This window comes from Kitasatospora sp. NPDC004799 (genome assembly GCF_040609095.1).
GTDB lineage: Bacteria > Actinomycetota > Actinomycetes > Streptomycetales > Streptomycetaceae > Kitasatospora.
The window spans coordinates 1-14,152 of record NZ_JBEXJK010000213.1; the positions used below are offsets into that span (position 1 = coordinate 1).

The window sequence follows — 14,152 nt, forward strand, 5'->3', positions numbered from 1 at the left end:
CCGCCTACAACAACTCGGGCGCCTCCAGCGGCGGAAAGCGGGCCCCGCTGTCCGAGCTCGCCCCGCTCGGCACCTGGTGGGCCGACCAGGTCACCTGCCGCGGCCACGGCGGCCGCCCCGAGGGCGAACAGCGCGAGCAGCTGGACGGCCAGCCAGACCACCGGGCGGCCGAACAGCACCGGCCCGGGGAACATCGCGGCGGTGAGCACCAGGAAGAGCAGGTAGCCGAGGGCGCCCAGGACGGCGGCCGCCCCGGAGAGCGCGGCCCAGCGGGCGGCCCGGGGCAGGGCGGCCGGGCGCGGCCGGCGGCGCGGGCGGCGGACGGCGCCGGTCAGCGCGTAGCCCGCGAAGCCGGTCAGGCAGAACAGGGTGGCGACGGCCTCGAACCAGGTGGAGGCGTACCAGGGGAGCGGGTCGAGCGCGCGGTTGCGGAGGTCCTGCGGCGGGGCCGGGTCGGCGGAGGCGGCGGGGAGGTCGGTGGCGAGCCGCTGGATCCCGGCGGACTCGGCGGCGTCGGCGTAGTCCGCCGGGCGGCCGTCGGGCCGGTCGTCGCCGCTGGCCAGGGTGACGTGCGGGTTGCGCCGGACGCCGGGGACGGTGCGCAGCGTGTCGTGGGTGGTGCCGCCGGCGCCGGTGAACGCGACCGGGGCTGCGCGGCCGGAGGTCACGGTCGCGGCGTCCACGGGCGCGACGCTCACGGGCGCGACGTTCACGGGCGCGGCGTCCACGGCCGCGACGCTCACGGCCGCGGCGCTCACGGCCGCGGCGCTCGCCGGTCCGGGGCCGGGGAGCAGCGCCGACAGGCCCGCCAGGGCCGCGGCCAGGACGGTGACCAGCAGCAGCGCCGGTCCGGTGCGGGACGGTCGGACGGGTCCGGTGCTCATCGCTGGTCTCCCCCGGTCGTGCTCCACTCGAGGGTTCCAGCCTGACGGGCGGCGGCGTCCGGGGCGATGGTGGCCGCACCCGGACCGGGGGTGGGGATGTCCCCCGGAAACGGCCTCCGGCCGGCGCGGGGAGCGGCGGGCTCAGCGCACCTCGTCGGGCCCGGTGAAGTCGGGCGGCGTGTACCCGGGCCCGGTGAAGTCCGGCGGGGTGAAGGCGGCCGGGCGGTGGGCCCGGCCCTCGGGGTCGGTCAGTCCGTCCGGGCCGGGGCTGGTGAACGCGGGCGGGGTGTACCCGGGGCTGCTGAAGTCCGGGCTGCTGAAGTCGGGGCCACCGGATTCCGTGCCGCCGGATTCCGTGTCGCCGGATTCCGTGTCGCCGGACTCCGTGTCGCCGGACTCCGGGCCGCCCGAGCCGGGTGGACCCGCCGCGGCCGCCGCGCCCGCAGCCCCCGGTACCGGCGGCACCGGCGGCAGCGCGTCGAGCAGGTACGGCACGAGGCCGCGCTCGCGCAGGGCGGTGCGCCACTCGCCGTGGGCATCCCCGAGTTCGGCGGCGAGCTCCGGATCGGTGCCGGCCGGGGCGGTCGAGGCGCCGTCGCGCAGGGCGGTGAGCAGCAGCCCGATGATGCCGATGGCCATCGCGGCGACCCCGGCGGCGAGCGCCACCCAGCCGGCCGTGACCAGGGAGTCGGCGAGCGCGAGGTCCGGCCCGGCGGCGCGCAGCAGGTAGCCGATCAGCAGCAGGAACAGGGCGGCGGCCCAGGCCAGGATCGGGGTGAGCACGGTGAGGACGGGGAACAGCCCGGCGCCGCCGCTCCCGGAGCGCAGCTGGGCGAGCAGCCCGGGGGCGGTGGGTTCGCTGCCGGGTGGTGGCGGGGGCGTGCTGCGCAGGCTCTCGCGCAGCCGGGTGTAGTGGGCGTACTCGGTGGCGGCCGCGGCGTTGACGCGGTCGGCGTCGCGCAGCGCGCGGATGCGCAGCTGGTCGGTGGTGAGCGCGCCGCGGGCGCGCAGGGCGGTGAGGACGGTGCGGTCGCGCAGGGCTTCCGCGAGGAGACGCTCGTACTCCGGGCGGTCCTCGGCGAGCAGTGGCGGGGGGTTGGACATGGGGACCCCGTTCGTGCGGACCCCGTTCGCTCCGCCCCGGGGGCGCGCGGCCCTCAGGACGCCGAAACGGGCGCGGAGGCGGGCCGCCGGACGGGCGGCCGGGTGTGGTGTGCCTCATGGTAGGGGCGGGCGCGGCCGGGCTGACAGTCGGTTTCCGGAATTTCGCGCCCCGGGACGCGCGCGTGTGATGACCCGAGCGCCGGGAACAACTGTTCTACGAAAACGGTCGGTTGACGATCGGTCGGTTCCTCGGGCGGCCCGCCGTCCCCCGGCGCCCCACCCGATGGGCAAGCCCGGCACCCCACCCGATGGGCAGGCCCGGCACCTCACCCGATGGGCAGCCGGGCGACCAGCAGCCGCCCCTCCATCGTGACCCCGCCGTCCATCGCCACCGCGAGGTCGTCCGCGTACACGTACGGCCCCGGGATGTGCGGCGGCTGGCCGTCGTCGTTGTGCACCGCGCCGGTGAGGTACGGGATCGGGCTGTGCCCGTGCACGATCCGGCTGCCGCCGTAGGTGTCCAGCAGCTCGTGGACGGCCAGCGGCCCGGCGTCGCCGCGGAAGGCGAACCGCTTGGTGAAGCGGCGGAAGCAGTCCCACCACTCGTCCACGCTGCCGTCGGCGAGCAGGCTGTGCACCGCGTCGTTGACGTCCGGGATGGACTCGCCGTACTCCAGGTACGCGGTGGTGTCGGAGTGCAGCAGCAGGTGGCCGTCCTCCACCGCCATGGCGGGCAGCCGGGAGAGCCAGCTGATGTGGTGCGCCTCCAGCCGGTCCAGGTCGTTCTGCTGGCCGCCGTTGAGCCGCCAGGCGGCGAGGAAGGAGGCCGTGCCGGCGGTGGACTGGACGGGCTCGTCGCCGTACTTGGCGGCGCCCAGGAAGAGCAGTTCGTGGTTGCCCATCAGCGCGCGGCAGTAGCCGCCGGCCGCGGCGGCCTCGGCGGCCAGCTGCATGACCAGGTCGATGACGCCGATGCCGTCGGGCCCGCGGTCGGTGAAGTCGCCGAGGAACCAGATCCGGGCGCGGCCGGCGGACCAGTGGCCGTCGGCGTCGATCAGGCCCTGGTGGCGCAGCTCGGCGCGCAGCTCCTCCAGGTAGCCGTGTACGTCGCCGACGACGTAGACCGGGCCGGGCGGCTCGCCGGGGCCGGGGGCCGGGTACGGGTAGGTCGGTGCGGCGGGGTCGGGCAGCGGCGGGCCGAGCTCGATGGTCGGCGGGTCGTCGCGGCCGGGGAGCTGGAGCGCCGGGGAGGGCTGGTCGGGCAGGGTGGGCTCGTAGCCGCTCTGCTCCTGGCCGTCGTAGCCGCGCTGCTCCTGCCCCTCGTAGCCGCCCTGCTCCTGACCGTCGTAACCGGGCTGCTCCTCGTAGCCGCCTTGCTCCCTGCCGTCGTACCCGCCCTGCTCCTGCCCCTCGTAGCCCGGGTGCTCCTCGTAGCCGCCCTGCCCCTGGTGCGAGAAGACCGGGGCCTGGTCCATGCCGATCCCCTGGGCGTGCACGGTGTGCCCCTGCCCGTCGGCGGGCCAGTGCTGCTCCAGGTAGCGGGCTCCGCCGTAGCCGCTGTAGGTCTCCCCGTCGTACGTCTCCCCGTCGTAGGACGGGGCGGGGTAGCCGTTGGCGGGGTCGGGTTCGTAATAGGTGCCGTACGGCAGCACGTCGAGGTCCGGCTGGTGGCGGGGGCCTGAGTGGGGGTGCTCAGGCCCGGGGAAGCGGTCCTCGGGAGTCATTCGCCCATCATAGGAAGACCACTCTCCCGGCGTCGTCACCTGGTGGGTATCCAATCCTCCGGAGCGTCAGCCGGGCGGTCCCACAAGGTCCGTTTTGTCCCGGCTCGGTACGGTCTCGTCAGCCCTGCCCGCGTGCTCGACGGGCCCCTGGCCCGCGCCCCGCCCGGGCCGTTCCCGGCGGGGGCGGTGCGGTGGTCTGGACCTCGTCGGCCCGGACCTCGTCGGTCCGTGCCGGGCGGGTCCACACCCGGCAGGTCTACACCTCGCCCGGCGGGCGGGGCGGGCTGACGGTGGTGCGCGGACTCCGGCGCTGGGAGGACGCGCGGACGATCAGCTCGGTCGGCATCAGGGTGCCCGGCGGCGGCCCGGTGCCGGCGGTGCGGAACCGCGGCGGGAAGAGCCGGGCGATGTCGACGCCCGTCCCGGAGTCCACGCCCTCGATCGCGTCGATGAGCAGGTTGACCACCGTGGTGCCGATCTTGCGCGGCTTGAGCGAGAGCGTGGTGATCGGCGGTTCGGTGGCCGCGTAGACGTCGCTCTCGCTGCAGCAGACCAGCAGCAGGTCGTCCGGCACCCGCAGGCCGTACCGGCGGGCGGCGGCCAGCAGGTCGGTGCCGTTGGGGTCGAACAGTCCGTAGACGGCGTCCGGCCGGTCGGGGCGGGCGAGCAGCCGGTCGGCGGCGACGGCGCCGGCGGCCGGGTCGTGCGCCGGGTAGGTCTCGTACACCGGCTCCTGCCCGACCTTGGCGCACCAGCCGAGGTAGGCCTCGGTGGAGAGCCGGGTGTAGGTGTCGGTGCTGGTGCCGGTGAGCAGGCCGATCCGGCGGGCGCCGGCCTCGGAGAGGTGGTCGAGGATGCCGAGCACGGCGGCCTCGTGGTCGTTGTCGACCCAGGCGGTGACCGGGCAGTTGCCGGGCTTGCCGTCGCTGACCACCGGGACGCCGGACCGGTACAGCTCGCTCACCAGCGGGTCCTGGTCGGGCGGGTCGATCACCACGGTGCCGTCCAGGGCGATGTTGCCCCAGACGTCGTGGCGGGAGGAGGCGGGCAGCACCACCAGCGCGTAGCCGCGGCCCAGCGCGGCGCTGGTGGCGGCCCGGGCCATCTCGGCGAAGTACGCGAACTCCGTGAAGGTGAACGGCTCTTCACCGTAGGTCGTGACGGTCAGCCCGATCAGGCCGGACCGTCCGGTGCGCAGGGTGCGGGCGGCCGCGGAGGGGCGGTAGCCGAGGCGCTCGGCGACCTCGCGCACCCGGCTGCGGGTCTCGTCGGGCAGGCGGCCCTTTCCGTTCAGCGCATCGGAGACAGTGGTGATCGACACTCCGGCGGCTGCTGCCACATCCCGGATGCCGGCCCGCTCCAGACGCCGTGAGGTGGTGGGACGCCGACCGCTCTGGTTGGCTGCTGCTGTCATGGCGGACCGATCGTATGGCTCCTGACAAGGGTCTGTGACCGGCGCATCGGAAGCCTGCGGAGATACGTTTCTCCATGAGTGAGCCGGGGTGCGCCCCTTCGATACCCGCAGGAAACCAGCACTCTTACCTCTGACATGTGCCAAAGGAACCCGGCAGAATGGCTGATCTGCGCCTGTAACCCGACCGGGCATCTCACTCCTACGGGTGAGGGCGGTCGGTATCGTGCAAGGCACCCGACCGGGGTGGTCCGCGTGCGGCACGAGGTTCCGGGCACGGAGGCGACCCCGTCCGTGGCGGGCGGGCGCGCACCGGAGAGTTCCGCAACTGGAAACGGAGTACGACCGTGAGCAGTGGTACGTCAGCGCAGGGCCCGCGGCTGCGGCCGACCCTCGACGGCATCCCCACGTACAAGCCCGGCAAGCCGGCCGGCGCCGACGCCTACAAGCTGTCCTCGAACGAGAACCCCTACGAGCCGCTGCCCGGCGTGCTGGAGACGGCGGTCCGGGCGGCCGGCTCGTTCAACCGCTACCCGGACATGGGCGTCAGTGAGCTGACCTCGGTGCTCGCCGAGCGCTTCGGGGTGCCCGCCGAGCACATCGCCACCGGCACCGGCTCGGTCGGCATCGCCCAGTCGCTGGTGCTGGTCACGGCCGGCCCGGGCGACGAGGTGATCTTCGCCTGGCGCTCCTTCGAGGCGTACCCGATCGTCGCCACCGTCGCCGGGGCCACGCCCGTCCCGGTGCCGCTCACGGCGAACGGCGACCACGACCTGGACGCGATGCTCGCCGCGATCACCCCGAACACCCGGCTGATCTTCGTCTGCAACCCCAACAACCCCACCGGCAACGTGATCCACCGCGCCGAGCTGGAGCGCTTCCTGGACGCCGTCCCGAGCGACGTCCTGGTCGTGGTGGACGAGGCCTACATCGAGTTCATCCGCGACCCCGAGGTGCCCAACGGCATCGACCTCTACCGGGACCGCCCGAACGTCTGCGTGCTGCGCACCTTCTCCAAGGCCTACGGCCTGGCGGGCCTGCGGGTCGGCTTCGCGATCGCGCACGAGCCGGTGGCCACCGCGCTGCGCAAGGTCGCCACCCCGTTCGGCGTGAGCCAGCTCGCCCAGAACGCCGCCGTCGCCTCGCTGCGCGCCGAGGAGGCGCTGCTGGTGCGGGTGGAGGCGCTGGTCGAGGAGCGCACCCGGGTGGTGGCCGGGCTGCGCGCCCAGGGCTGGGAGATCCCGGACTCGCAGGCCAACTTCGTCTGGCTCTGGCTGGGCGAGCGCTCGCAGGAGTTCGCCGCGGCGTGCGCCGAGGCCGGCGTGATCGTGCGGCCGTTCCCGGAGGGCGTGCGGGTGTCGATCGGCGAGGCCGAGGGCAACACGATCTTCCTGTCGGTGGCGGAGGCCTTCCGCAAGTCGCTCTGACGCCTGGACGTTCTGACGTCCTGCTCGTGATCGCAGGGGCGCGCCGGTCCTCCGGCGCGCCCCTGCGGCGTTCCCGCGCTGCTGGTCGCTCCCGGAAGGCTGTGGATCGCTGGGAGCCCGCTGGGAGTTCGGCCAACGGCCGACCAGGGGACGGCCAAGGCGTCCGCGCGGGACGGCCGTTCTGTCCGGAATGCCCGGATCCGGCCGGTCAGGCTGCTCCCAGTCGGCGCCCAGGGCTCCGCAAGAGCCCGCCGGGAAGCTGTCCGCCATGAAGGTGCTCCCACGGCGGCGAGGCGCCGTCCTCGTCAACTCCGCGCTCGGCGCGGCCCTGCTGGGCGGCGCGGCCCTGGTGTACGCCACGGTCAGCGGCAGCTCCGGCCCGGCCGCCGCCAGGCCCGCGGCCCGTACCGCGACGGTGTCCAAGGGCACCGTCCTGGCCACCGTGTCCGGAACCGGCACCCTGGTCTCGCCGACCGACGCGGCCCAGGACTTCACCACCGGCGGTCGGCTCACCGCGGTCGAGGTCGCGGTCGGGGACGCCGTGAAGAAGGGCCAGGTGCTCGCCACCGTCGACACCACGGCGGCCCAGCAGCAGGTGGACGCGGCCCAGGCGGCCGTCACCACCGCCGAGGCCAACCTGGCCAAGGCCCAGGCCGGGGTCACCACCACGACCACCGAGCCGCTGCCGGGCCCGGGTGCCGCCTCCGCCGTCTCGCCCACCTCCTCCTCCTCCTCCTCCTCCTCCTCCTCCGCCTCGCCCGCCGCCTCCCCCGGCGCCGCGGGCGGTGGCAGCGGCGGCAGCGGTGGCCGCGGGGCGGGCGGGAGCGGCGCGCCCGCCCCGCAGACCACCACCGTCACCACCACCAAGGTCGACGACGCGGCGGTGGCCCAGGCCCAGCAGCAGGTCGCCACCGCGCGGACCGCCCTCGCCAACGCCCGGGCGGCGCTGACCGGCACCACCCTGACGGCCTCGGTGGACGGCACGGTCGCCTCGATCGCCGGCAAGGTCGGCGACACCGTCGGGGCCACCGGCTCCGGCTCCTCCTCCACCAAGTCCACGGCCAGCGGCACCGGTTCGACGGCCGCCCCGAGCGGCTTCATCGTGCTCACCAACCCGACCGGGATGCAGGTCACCGCGACCTTCTCCGAGCTCGACTCGCTCAAACTGAAGAAGGGCGAGGCGGCCACCGTCACCCTGAACGCCCAGTCCGACACCAAGCTCAACGCGACCGTCCTGTCGGTCAGTTCGCTGCCCACCGGCGGCGGCTCCGGCAACGCGGCCGGCGCCGCCGCCGTGCAGTACGCGGCCACGCTCCAGCTCACCGGCGACACCGGCGCGCTGCGCACCGGCCTCAGCGCCACCGTCCAGGTGATCACCGGCGAGGCCGACGAGGCGCTCTCGCTGCCCGCCTCCGCGCTGTCCGGCACCGGCACCTCGCGCATCGCGACCCTGGTGCGGCCGGACGGCGGCTCCGAGCGGGTCACCGTCGGGGTCGGGGTCGAGGGCGACAGCACGGTGCAGGTGGTCTCCGGGCTGAAGGAGGGCGACAAGGTCGAACTCCCCACCACCAGCGGCGGCAACGGCTTCCCGAACGCCTCCTTCCCGGGCCTCGGCGGCAACCGGAACGGCGGCGGCGGTGCGGTCCTCCCCGGCGGCGGTTCCGGCGGTGGAGCCGGTGGCGCCGGTGGTTCCGGCGGGGCCGGTCGCGGCGGCAGGGGCTGAGGCCGAGCATGCGTCACGTCATCGACAAGCGCGTCCCCGCGCACCCCGTCCCGGTGATCCGGATCCGCCGGCTCACCAAGGCCTACGGGCACGGCGACACCACCGTGCACGCGCTGCGCGGACCGTCCGACCCGGAGACCGGCGAGCCGCAGGGCATCGCCCTGGACGTCGAGCAGGGCGACTTCGTCGCCGTGATGGGCAGCTCCGGCTCCGGCAAGTCCACCCTGATGAACATCCTCGGCTGCCTGGACGCCCCGACCTCCGGCCGCTACCTGCTGGACGGCACCGACGTCGGCCACCTGGACGAGCGGCAGCTCGCGCTGGTGCGCAACCGCCGGATCGGCTTCGTCTTCCAGTCCTTCAACCTGGTGCCCCGCACCACCGCCCTCGCCCAGGTCGAGCTGCCGCTCGCCTACGCCGGCGTCCGCACCGCCGAGCGGCGCCGCCGGGCGATGGCCGCGCTGTCCCTGGTCGGGCTCGCCGAGCGGGCCGGGCACCGGCCCAACGAGCTCTCCGGCGGCCAGCAGCAGCGCGTCGCGGTGGCGCGGGCGCTGGTGACGGCGCCCGCGCTGCTGCTCGCCGACGAGCCGACCGGCAACCTCGACAGCCGCTCGACGGAGGAGGTGCTGGCCCTGATCGACGGGCTCAACGCCACCGGCCGCACGGTCGTGCTGATCACCCACGAGGACGAGGTCGCCCGGCACGCCAAGCGGGTGCTGCGGCTGGTGGACGGGCAGATCGTGAGCGACCTCCGGCAGGCGCCGGTGGAGGGGCCGCCGCCCGTCCTCCTCGACGCGGGGGTGCCGGCGTGATCCTCCGGCAGACGCTCCGCTTCGCGGTCGGCGGCCTGGCCGCCAACAAGGTGCGCTCGGCGCTCACCATGCTCGGCGTGCTGATCGGCGTGGCCGCGGTGATCCTGCTGCTGGCGGTCGGCAACGGCTCGTCGGTGGCGGTGAAGGACTCGATCACCTCGCTCGGCACCAACGCGCTGACGGTCAGCGCCGGTTCGGCGAGCGGCGGCTCCCGGGCCGCCTCCGCGGTGAAGAAGCTGACGGTCGCCGACGCCAAGGCGCTGGCGGCCTCCGGCGATCCGGCCGCGATCCGGTCGGTCGCCCCGGTGGTCACCGCCGGTGCGACGGCGCTGTACGGGAACGTCTCGTACAGCCCGGGCTCGATCGTCGGCACCTACCCGTCGTACTTCGAGACCGCCAACCAGAAGGTCGCGCGCGGCGAGTACTTCACCGACGACGACGTGCTCGCCGCGCGCAAGGTCGCGGTGCTCGGCGCGACGACGGCCAGGCAGCTGTTCGACACCGAGGACCCGGTCGGCAAGCCGGTCGTGATCGGGGGCACGCCGTTCACCGTGGTCGGCGTGCTCCGGGCCAAGGGCGGCAGCGGCTTCACCGACCCGGACGACGTGGTGATCGCCCCGCTGCCGACGGTGCAGAACGCCTTCACCGGCTTCGGCGCGGTCAACCAGATCCTGGTCCAGGCGTCCTCGGCGGACGCGACCGCCCGGGCCCAGTCCGAGATCAGCCGGGTGCTGCTCGGGACGCACGCGATCGCCGACCCCGCCAAGGCGGACTTCCGGATCACCAGCCAGGCCTCGCTGCTCACGGCGCGGGAGAGCACGACGAGGACCTTCACCGTGCTGCTCGGCGCGGTGGCGGCGATCTCGCTGCTGGTCGGGGGGATCGGGATCACCAACATCATGCTGGTGACGGTCACCGAACGGACCCGGGAGATCGGCATCCGCAAGGCGCTCGGTGCACCGCGCGCGGTGATCCTGGGGCAGTTCCTCGCCGAGTCGACGCTGCTGTCGGTGATCGGCGCGGGGTTGGGCGTGGCGGCCGGGATCGCCGGGTCGCACGTCAGCATCGTCGGCATCAAGCCGGTGGTGATCCCCGAATCGGTGCTCGGCGCGTTCGCCGTGGCCGTCGCCATCGGGCTGTTCTTCGGCAGTTACCCCGCCAACCGGGCCGCCTCGCTGCGGCCGATCGACGCCCTCCGGCACGAGTAGGACGCAACCGTCATGAGCAAAGAGATCGCCACGGTCGAGGCCGGTACTCCGGCCGAGCAGCTCGCCCTGCTCGCCACCCCACCGGACGCGCGGGACGTGTCCGCCGAACTGGCGGCGCCGCCGAGGCGGCGGCTGCCCTGGCTCAGCCTGGTGCTGGCGGGCGGCGTGATCGCGACGGGGGCGTTCGCGGGCGGGGCGTGGTTCCAGCGGGAGCACGGGGGCTCGTCGGGGAGTGGGAAGTCCGTCCGGCCGGTGGCTGCCGCTTCCGGCGGGTACGGGCAGGGCGGTTCGCGCCGTGGAGGGCAGGGGCAGGGCGGGCAGGGGCAGGGCGGTCAGGGGCAGGGCGGTCAGGCCGGCTTCACCCGGGGCACGGTCAAGGCCGTGGACGGCAGCACCGTGTACCTGACGGACGCCAACGGGAACACGGTCAAGGTCACCACCGGCGACGCGACGAAGGTCCAGCTCAACAAGGAGGGCAAGGTCGCCGACCTCCGGCCCGGCCAGAGCGTGACCGTGGTCGGCACGCCCGACGCCAACGGCGGCTACACCGCCAGCCAGCTGGTCGAAGGCGCCGCTGCCGTTCCCGGCGGCTTCGGTGGTGCTGGTGGCGGGATGCCCAGGAACCCGTCCGGCGGCTGACCCGGAGCCGGTGGACGCCGCGAGGCCCTCGCCCCTTCGGTGGGCGAGGGCCTTCGCGTGTTCAGCGGCTCACCGGCTCATCGGCTTCTCAGCTCACCGGCTCATCGGCTCAGCGCTCCCACGCCGCGTCCCGGTCCAGGTCCCGGAGCAGGTGGAGGAGGTTGAGGAGGGTGCTGACGGGCGCGTTGCCGAAGTCGACCAGGAGGCGCCCGTCGAGGACGGTCTCCCCGGCGGAGGCCGAACCCCAGAGGAGCCCGTACGGCAGGCCCCGGCGGTGCAGTTCACCGAGGAGGGCGGTGATGTGCGGGGCGGTGAAGTCCCGCATCCGGGGGTCGTCGGGGGCGATCGGCTCGCGGGTCACGCGACGCGGTCCAGCTCGTACCAGACCGTTTTGCCGCGCTTCTGCGGGTCGACGCCCCAGCGGTGGGTGAGGCCGGAGACGAGCTGGAGGCCCCGGCCGGTCTCGGCGAGGAGGTCGAGGGGCTTCTCGTGGGGGAGGGCGGCGCTCTCGTCCGCGACGCAGACCCGGAGGGTGTGGTCGCCGAGGGAGAAGTAGACGACGGGCGAGGCGGTGTCGGCGTGCCGCCACGCGTTGACGATCAGTTCGCCGAGGGCGAGTTCGGCGTTGATGATGGTCTCGGTGTCCCAGGCGGCGCGGGTGAGGACGTCCCGCAGGGCCTGCCGGGTGAGGGTGATCGAGGGGGTGTTCAAGGTGCACACAGGAACCTCCGAGAGGCATGAGTGTGGAGGGAGGGGGCCGTGAGCCAGGCCAGGGTGTGGTTGCTCTTCGGCGGGCGGGCAGCAGGCGCCTACTGCCCTGAACCAAGGCGTGTCTGACGATCCATCGGATCGTTCTGAGAATGACGATAGCGCGCCGCGCCACAGATTTGTGGCGATCGGCGGGAAGTTCCCCCGAACGGGGCTGGCAGACTGGTCCCATGGCCCTTCGATCGAACCCGACGCTCCGCCAGTTGCGGTTGGGTGCCGAACTTCGCAGGATGCGGGAACAGGCCGGTCTCGGCGGCAGTCAACTCGCCCGTGCACTGGGCATCAACCCCGCCCATGTGACCCAGATGGAGAGCGGCCGGACCGGCATCAGCGTCGAACGCCTGCGGACGATCGCCGCGTTGTGCATGTGCGTCAACGAGCCGCTGATCGACGCGCTCGCGGACATCATCACGGACCGCGACAAGGGCGGTTGGTGGGAGGAGTACCGGGGAAACCTCTCGCAGGACTTCCTCGAGGTCGCTGAGATCGAAGCTCACGCACGAGGGCTCTCGGTCTACACGATGGCCTTCATCCATGGGCTGCTTCAGACCAACGCCTATGCCTCGGCTGTCTTCGCTCGGTCCTACCCGCCTCTCCCGGGGCACGAGGTCGATCTGAGAGCGGCATTTCGCCTGCGGCGTCAGCACATCATCCGATCAGAGGCGACTCCGTACACCGCGTACATCCATGAAGCGGCGCTGCGCATGCAGTTCGGCGGGGCCAAGGTCCAAGCCGAGCAGCTCGGCGCCCTTGTCGAAGCCTCGGAGAGGCCCAACATCTCCATCCGAGTCGTGTTGTTCGACGTCGACATGATCCCACTGCCCAACGAGAACTTCACGTACGTCGAAGGTCCGGTTCAGGAACTCGACACGGTTCAGTCGGACTCTGGCGTCGGAAACCTTCTCTTCGATGCTCCAGCCCACACGGCCAGGTTTCGGTCACTGCTCGCTCGGATCGACTCGGCTGCCCTCTCGGGGGAGGAGTCCCGAGAGTTCATTCGCTCCATCAAGAAGGACATGGAAAGCAAATATGCGTAACTCCACCTGGCAGAAGTCCAGTTTCTCGGGCTCGAACGCCGACTGCGTTGAGGTGCGGACCATTGATGGTGTGATCGAACTCCGCGAGTCCGACGAGGGTGATGTCATCGTCCGTACGAACTCCCCCAAGTTCGCTGCCCTCCTCCAGGGTGCGAAGGCGGGCGAGTTCGACGACCTGGTCACCGCGTAGCGAACCGTTTCGGCGGCCCCTTGCTCCTCCGCAAGGGGCCGCCGTCATTGCCCTCTCAGTCGAGGCAGAACTCGTTGCCCTCGACGTCCTGCATGTTGAGGCAGGACTCGTTCTTGTCGTCGGCGAGAAGCAGCTGCCCGCGCGTCGCTCCCAGCGGGAGCAGCCGGGCGCACTCGGCCTCCAGTGCCGCCAGGCGTTCCGCGCCCACCAGTCCGGTGCCGACCCGTACGTCGAGGTGCACCCGGTTCTTCACCACCTTGCCCTCGGGGACGCGCTGGAAGTACATGCGCGGGCCCACGCCCGTGGGGTCGCTGGCGACGAACCAGGCGTCCCGCTCCTCGGACGGCAGTGAGCGCTGGTAGTCGTCCCAGGTGTCGAACCCCTCGGGGACGGCCGGCGGGACGTACCCCAGGGCCTCGCACCAGAAGCGGCCGACGCGCTCGGGTGACGCGCAGTCGAAGGTGATCTGGACCTGCTTGACCGATGTCATCGGGCCACCATAGCCATGACCAGCAAGCGCTACCGCTCAATTTCCGCTAGAGATCAGCACGTTGGCCGGGGTGTGGCTGGCCCCACCCCATCGTGGGGCTGGACCCGTACCGGGCCCTGCTCCCGCTCCGTAGCGTCGTATTCACCACGACACGGAGGGAAAGAAACCATGGCCACCACGACCGACCAGGACACCTTCACCACGGTGAAGAAGTGCATCGTGCTCTTCGGCGCCATCGGGGCCGTCGTCCTCGCCACGGTCGCCGTGATGGCGGCAACCGGCCACGGGACGACCCCCTTCCTCTGGATCCGCGGCGCGATCCTCCTCGCGATCACCCCGTTCCTCCACCGACTGGCCACCCGCGCCGCCACCGAGGGGTCCTACCGGGCCTTCGACCGCCTCCGCACCCTCGCCACCGTCATGCCGATCGCCGTCATCGCGGTGGATCTGATCCCCGGCCTCTGCCCGCCCTGGTACGCCGTCCTCCAAGGCCTCTCCGCCCTCGCCCTGGTCGCTGTCGCCGTCCTCACCCGCACCCCCACCCTCCGCGCCGCCTTCCCCAAGTCGTAACCCACCCCGCGCAGGAAGTCGGCCCCTCCGACTTCCTGCGCAGACGACGTCCCGGCGGCTCCTCGCTCCCCGGCCAGGTAGAGCACCTTCAGCGCGGCCTGTTCGGTCGGGAAGTGGCCGCGGTTGCGGGTTGCCTTCCGCAGCCGGGAGTTGAGCAGACGATGC

General features: G+C 73.1%; 14 protein-coding genes and 1 pseudogene. 8 read left to right on the forward strand and 7 right to left on the reverse strand.

Going from position 1 to position 14,152, the window contains the following annotated elements; translation table 11 throughout:
• The 4 genes and pseudogenes from ABZW03_RS24535 to ABZW03_RS24550 all read right to left on the reverse strand — a co-directional run.
• A pseudogene (locus ABZW03_RS24535) lies at positions 1 to 884 on the reverse strand (hypothetical protein); the annotation flags it as partial.
• A 141-nt stretch (positions 885 to 1,025) separates the two neighbouring features.
• Positions 1,026 to 1,988: a hypothetical protein gene (locus ABZW03_RS24540; protein ID WP_355262113.1), complete on the reverse strand. Its 963-nt coding sequence runs from the start codon at positions 1,986 to 1,988 to the stop codon at positions 1,026 to 1,028.
• Between the two features lie 326 nt (positions 1,989 to 2,314).
• Positions 2,315 to 3,712 (reverse strand): metallophosphoesterase, encoded by a 1,398-nt coding sequence (locus ABZW03_RS24545; RefSeq protein ID WP_355262116.1) that lies wholly within the window; start codon positions 3,710 to 3,712, stop codon positions 2,315 to 2,317.
• A gap of 256 nt (positions 3,713 to 3,968) precedes the next feature.
• Entirely contained in the window at positions 3,969 to 5,126 is a 1,158-nt protein-coding gene (locus ABZW03_RS24550; protein WP_355262119.1) for a LacI family DNA-binding transcriptional regulator, read from the reverse strand.
• 344 nt (positions 5,127 to 5,470) lie between these two features.
• On the opposite strand from ABZW03_RS24550, the gene hisC reads away from it, so the two are divergent.
• The 5 genes from hisC (at position 5,471) to ABZW03_RS24575 (ending at position 10,932) form a co-directional block, all read left to right on the forward strand.
• Positions 5,471 to 6,550, forward strand: coding sequence for a histidinol-phosphate transaminase (hisC, locus tag ABZW03_RS24555; RefSeq protein WP_355262122.1), 1,080 nt, complete (start codon positions 5,471 to 5,473; stop codon positions 6,548 to 6,550).
• 268 nt (positions 6,551 to 6,818) lie between these two features.
• A complete protein-coding gene (locus ABZW03_RS24560) occupies positions 6,819 to 8,273 on the forward strand; it encodes a biotin/lipoyl-binding protein (RefSeq protein ID WP_355262124.1) in 1,455 nt (484 codons plus the stop codon).
• An 8-nt stretch (positions 8,274 to 8,281) separates the two neighbouring features.
• Positions 8,282 to 9,085 (forward strand): ABC transporter ATP-binding protein, encoded by an 804-nt coding sequence (locus ABZW03_RS24565; RefSeq protein ID WP_355262127.1) that lies wholly within the window; start codon positions 8,282 to 8,284, stop codon positions 9,083 to 9,085.
• Positions 9,082 to 10,293 carry an ABC transporter permease gene (locus tag ABZW03_RS24570; RefSeq protein ID WP_355262130.1) on the forward strand — a complete coding sequence of 404 codons (1,212 nt, stop codon included), beginning with the start codon at positions 9,082 to 9,084 and terminating at the stop codon, positions 10,291 to 10,293. The genes ABZW03_RS24565 and ABZW03_RS24570 overlap by 4 nt, the downstream gene beginning before the upstream one ends.
• 12 nt (positions 10,294 to 10,305) lie before the next feature.
• Positions 10,306 to 10,932, forward strand: a complete 627-nt coding sequence (locus tag ABZW03_RS24575) for a DUF5666 domain-containing protein (protein ID WP_355262133.1) — start codon at positions 10,306 to 10,308, stop codon at positions 10,930 to 10,932.
• A 109-nt stretch (positions 10,933 to 11,041) separates the two neighbouring features.
• Here ABZW03_RS24575 and ABZW03_RS24580 read toward each other — a convergent pair whose 3' ends face one another.
• Together ABZW03_RS24580 and ABZW03_RS24585 are read right to left on the reverse strand one after the other, a co-directional pair.
• A complete protein-coding gene (locus tag ABZW03_RS24580) occupies positions 11,042 to 11,293 on the reverse strand; it encodes a hypothetical protein (RefSeq protein WP_355262136.1) in 252 nt (83 codons plus the stop codon).
• Positions 11,290 to 11,652 carry an ATP-binding protein gene (locus tag ABZW03_RS24585; protein WP_355262139.1) on the reverse strand — a complete coding sequence of 121 codons (363 nt, stop codon included), beginning with the start codon at positions 11,650 to 11,652 and terminating at the stop codon, positions 11,290 to 11,292. Before ABZW03_RS24585 ends, ABZW03_RS24580 begins: the two co-directional genes overlap by 4 nt.
• 218 nt (positions 11,653 to 11,870) lie before the next feature.
• Here ABZW03_RS24585 and ABZW03_RS24590 point away from each other — a divergent pair, with 218 nt between their 5' ends.
• Together ABZW03_RS24590 and ABZW03_RS24595 are read left to right on the forward strand one after the other, a co-directional pair.
• On the forward strand, positions 11,871 to 12,737 hold the full coding sequence (locus tag ABZW03_RS24590) for a helix-turn-helix transcriptional regulator (RefSeq protein WP_355262142.1): 867 nt from the start codon (positions 11,871 to 11,873) through the stop codon (positions 12,735 to 12,737).
• The gene (locus tag ABZW03_RS24595; RefSeq protein ID WP_355262145.1) at positions 12,730 to 12,927 is read left to right on the forward strand and encodes a DUF397 domain-containing protein; all 198 of its coding nucleotides are present in this window, start codon (positions 12,730 to 12,732) and stop codon (positions 12,925 to 12,927) included. The genes ABZW03_RS24590 and ABZW03_RS24595 overlap by 8 nt, the downstream gene beginning before the upstream one ends.
• A 55-nt stretch (positions 12,928 to 12,982) precedes the next feature.
• On the opposite strand, the gene ABZW03_RS24600 is transcribed toward ABZW03_RS24595, so the two are convergent.
• Positions 12,983 to 13,417 (reverse strand): VOC family protein, encoded by a 435-nt coding sequence (locus ABZW03_RS24600; RefSeq protein ID WP_355262148.1) that lies wholly within the window; start codon positions 13,415 to 13,417, stop codon positions 12,983 to 12,985.
• Between the two features lie 168 nt (positions 13,418 to 13,585).
• Between ABZW03_RS24600 and ABZW03_RS24605 the strand changes: the two genes are divergently transcribed.
• Positions 13,586 to 13,987, forward strand: coding sequence for a hypothetical protein (locus ABZW03_RS24605; RefSeq protein WP_355262151.1), 402 nt, complete (start codon positions 13,586 to 13,588; stop codon positions 13,985 to 13,987).
• The last annotated feature ends 165 nt before the right edge of the window (positions 13,988 to 14,152 follow it).

Bases quoted from the DNA above. Each gene is read 5' to 3' on its own strand.
- ABZW03_RS24540 (WP_355262113.1), bottom strand. From the start codon at position 1,988: ATGTCCAACCCCCCGCCACTGCTCGCCGAGGACCGCCCGGAGTACGAG.
- ABZW03_RS24545 (WP_355262116.1), bottom strand. From the start codon at position 3,712: ATGACTCCCGAGGACCGCTTCCCCGGGCCTGAGCACCCCCACTCAGGC.
- ABZW03_RS24550 (WP_355262119.1), bottom strand. From the start codon at position 5,126: ATGACAGCAGCAGCCAACCAGAGCGGTCGGCGTCCCACCACCTCACGG.
- ABZW03_RS24560 (WP_355262124.1), top strand. From the start codon at position 6,819: ATGAAGGTGCTCCCACGGCGGCGAGGCGCCGTCCTCGTCAACTCCGCG.
- ABZW03_RS24565 (WP_355262127.1), top strand. From the start codon at position 8,282: ATGCGTCACGTCATCGACAAGCGCGTCCCCGCGCACCCCGTCCCGGTG.
- ABZW03_RS24575 (WP_355262133.1), top strand. From the start codon at position 10,306: ATGAGCAAAGAGATCGCCACGGTCGAGGCCGGTACTCCGGCCGAGCAG.
- ABZW03_RS24590 (WP_355262142.1), top strand. From the start codon at position 11,871: ATGGCCCTTCGATCGAACCCGACGCTCCGCCAGTTGCGGTTGGGTGCC.
- ABZW03_RS24595 (WP_355262145.1), top strand. From the start codon at position 12,730: ATGCGTAACTCCACCTGGCAGAAGTCCAGTTTCTCGGGCTCGAACGCC.
- ABZW03_RS24600 (WP_355262148.1), bottom strand. From the start codon at position 13,417: ATGACATCGGTCAAGCAGGTCCAGATCACCTTCGACTGCGCGTCACCC.
- ABZW03_RS24605 (WP_355262151.1), top strand. From the start codon at position 13,586: ATGGCCACCACGACCGACCAGGACACCTTCACCACGGTGAAGAAGTGC.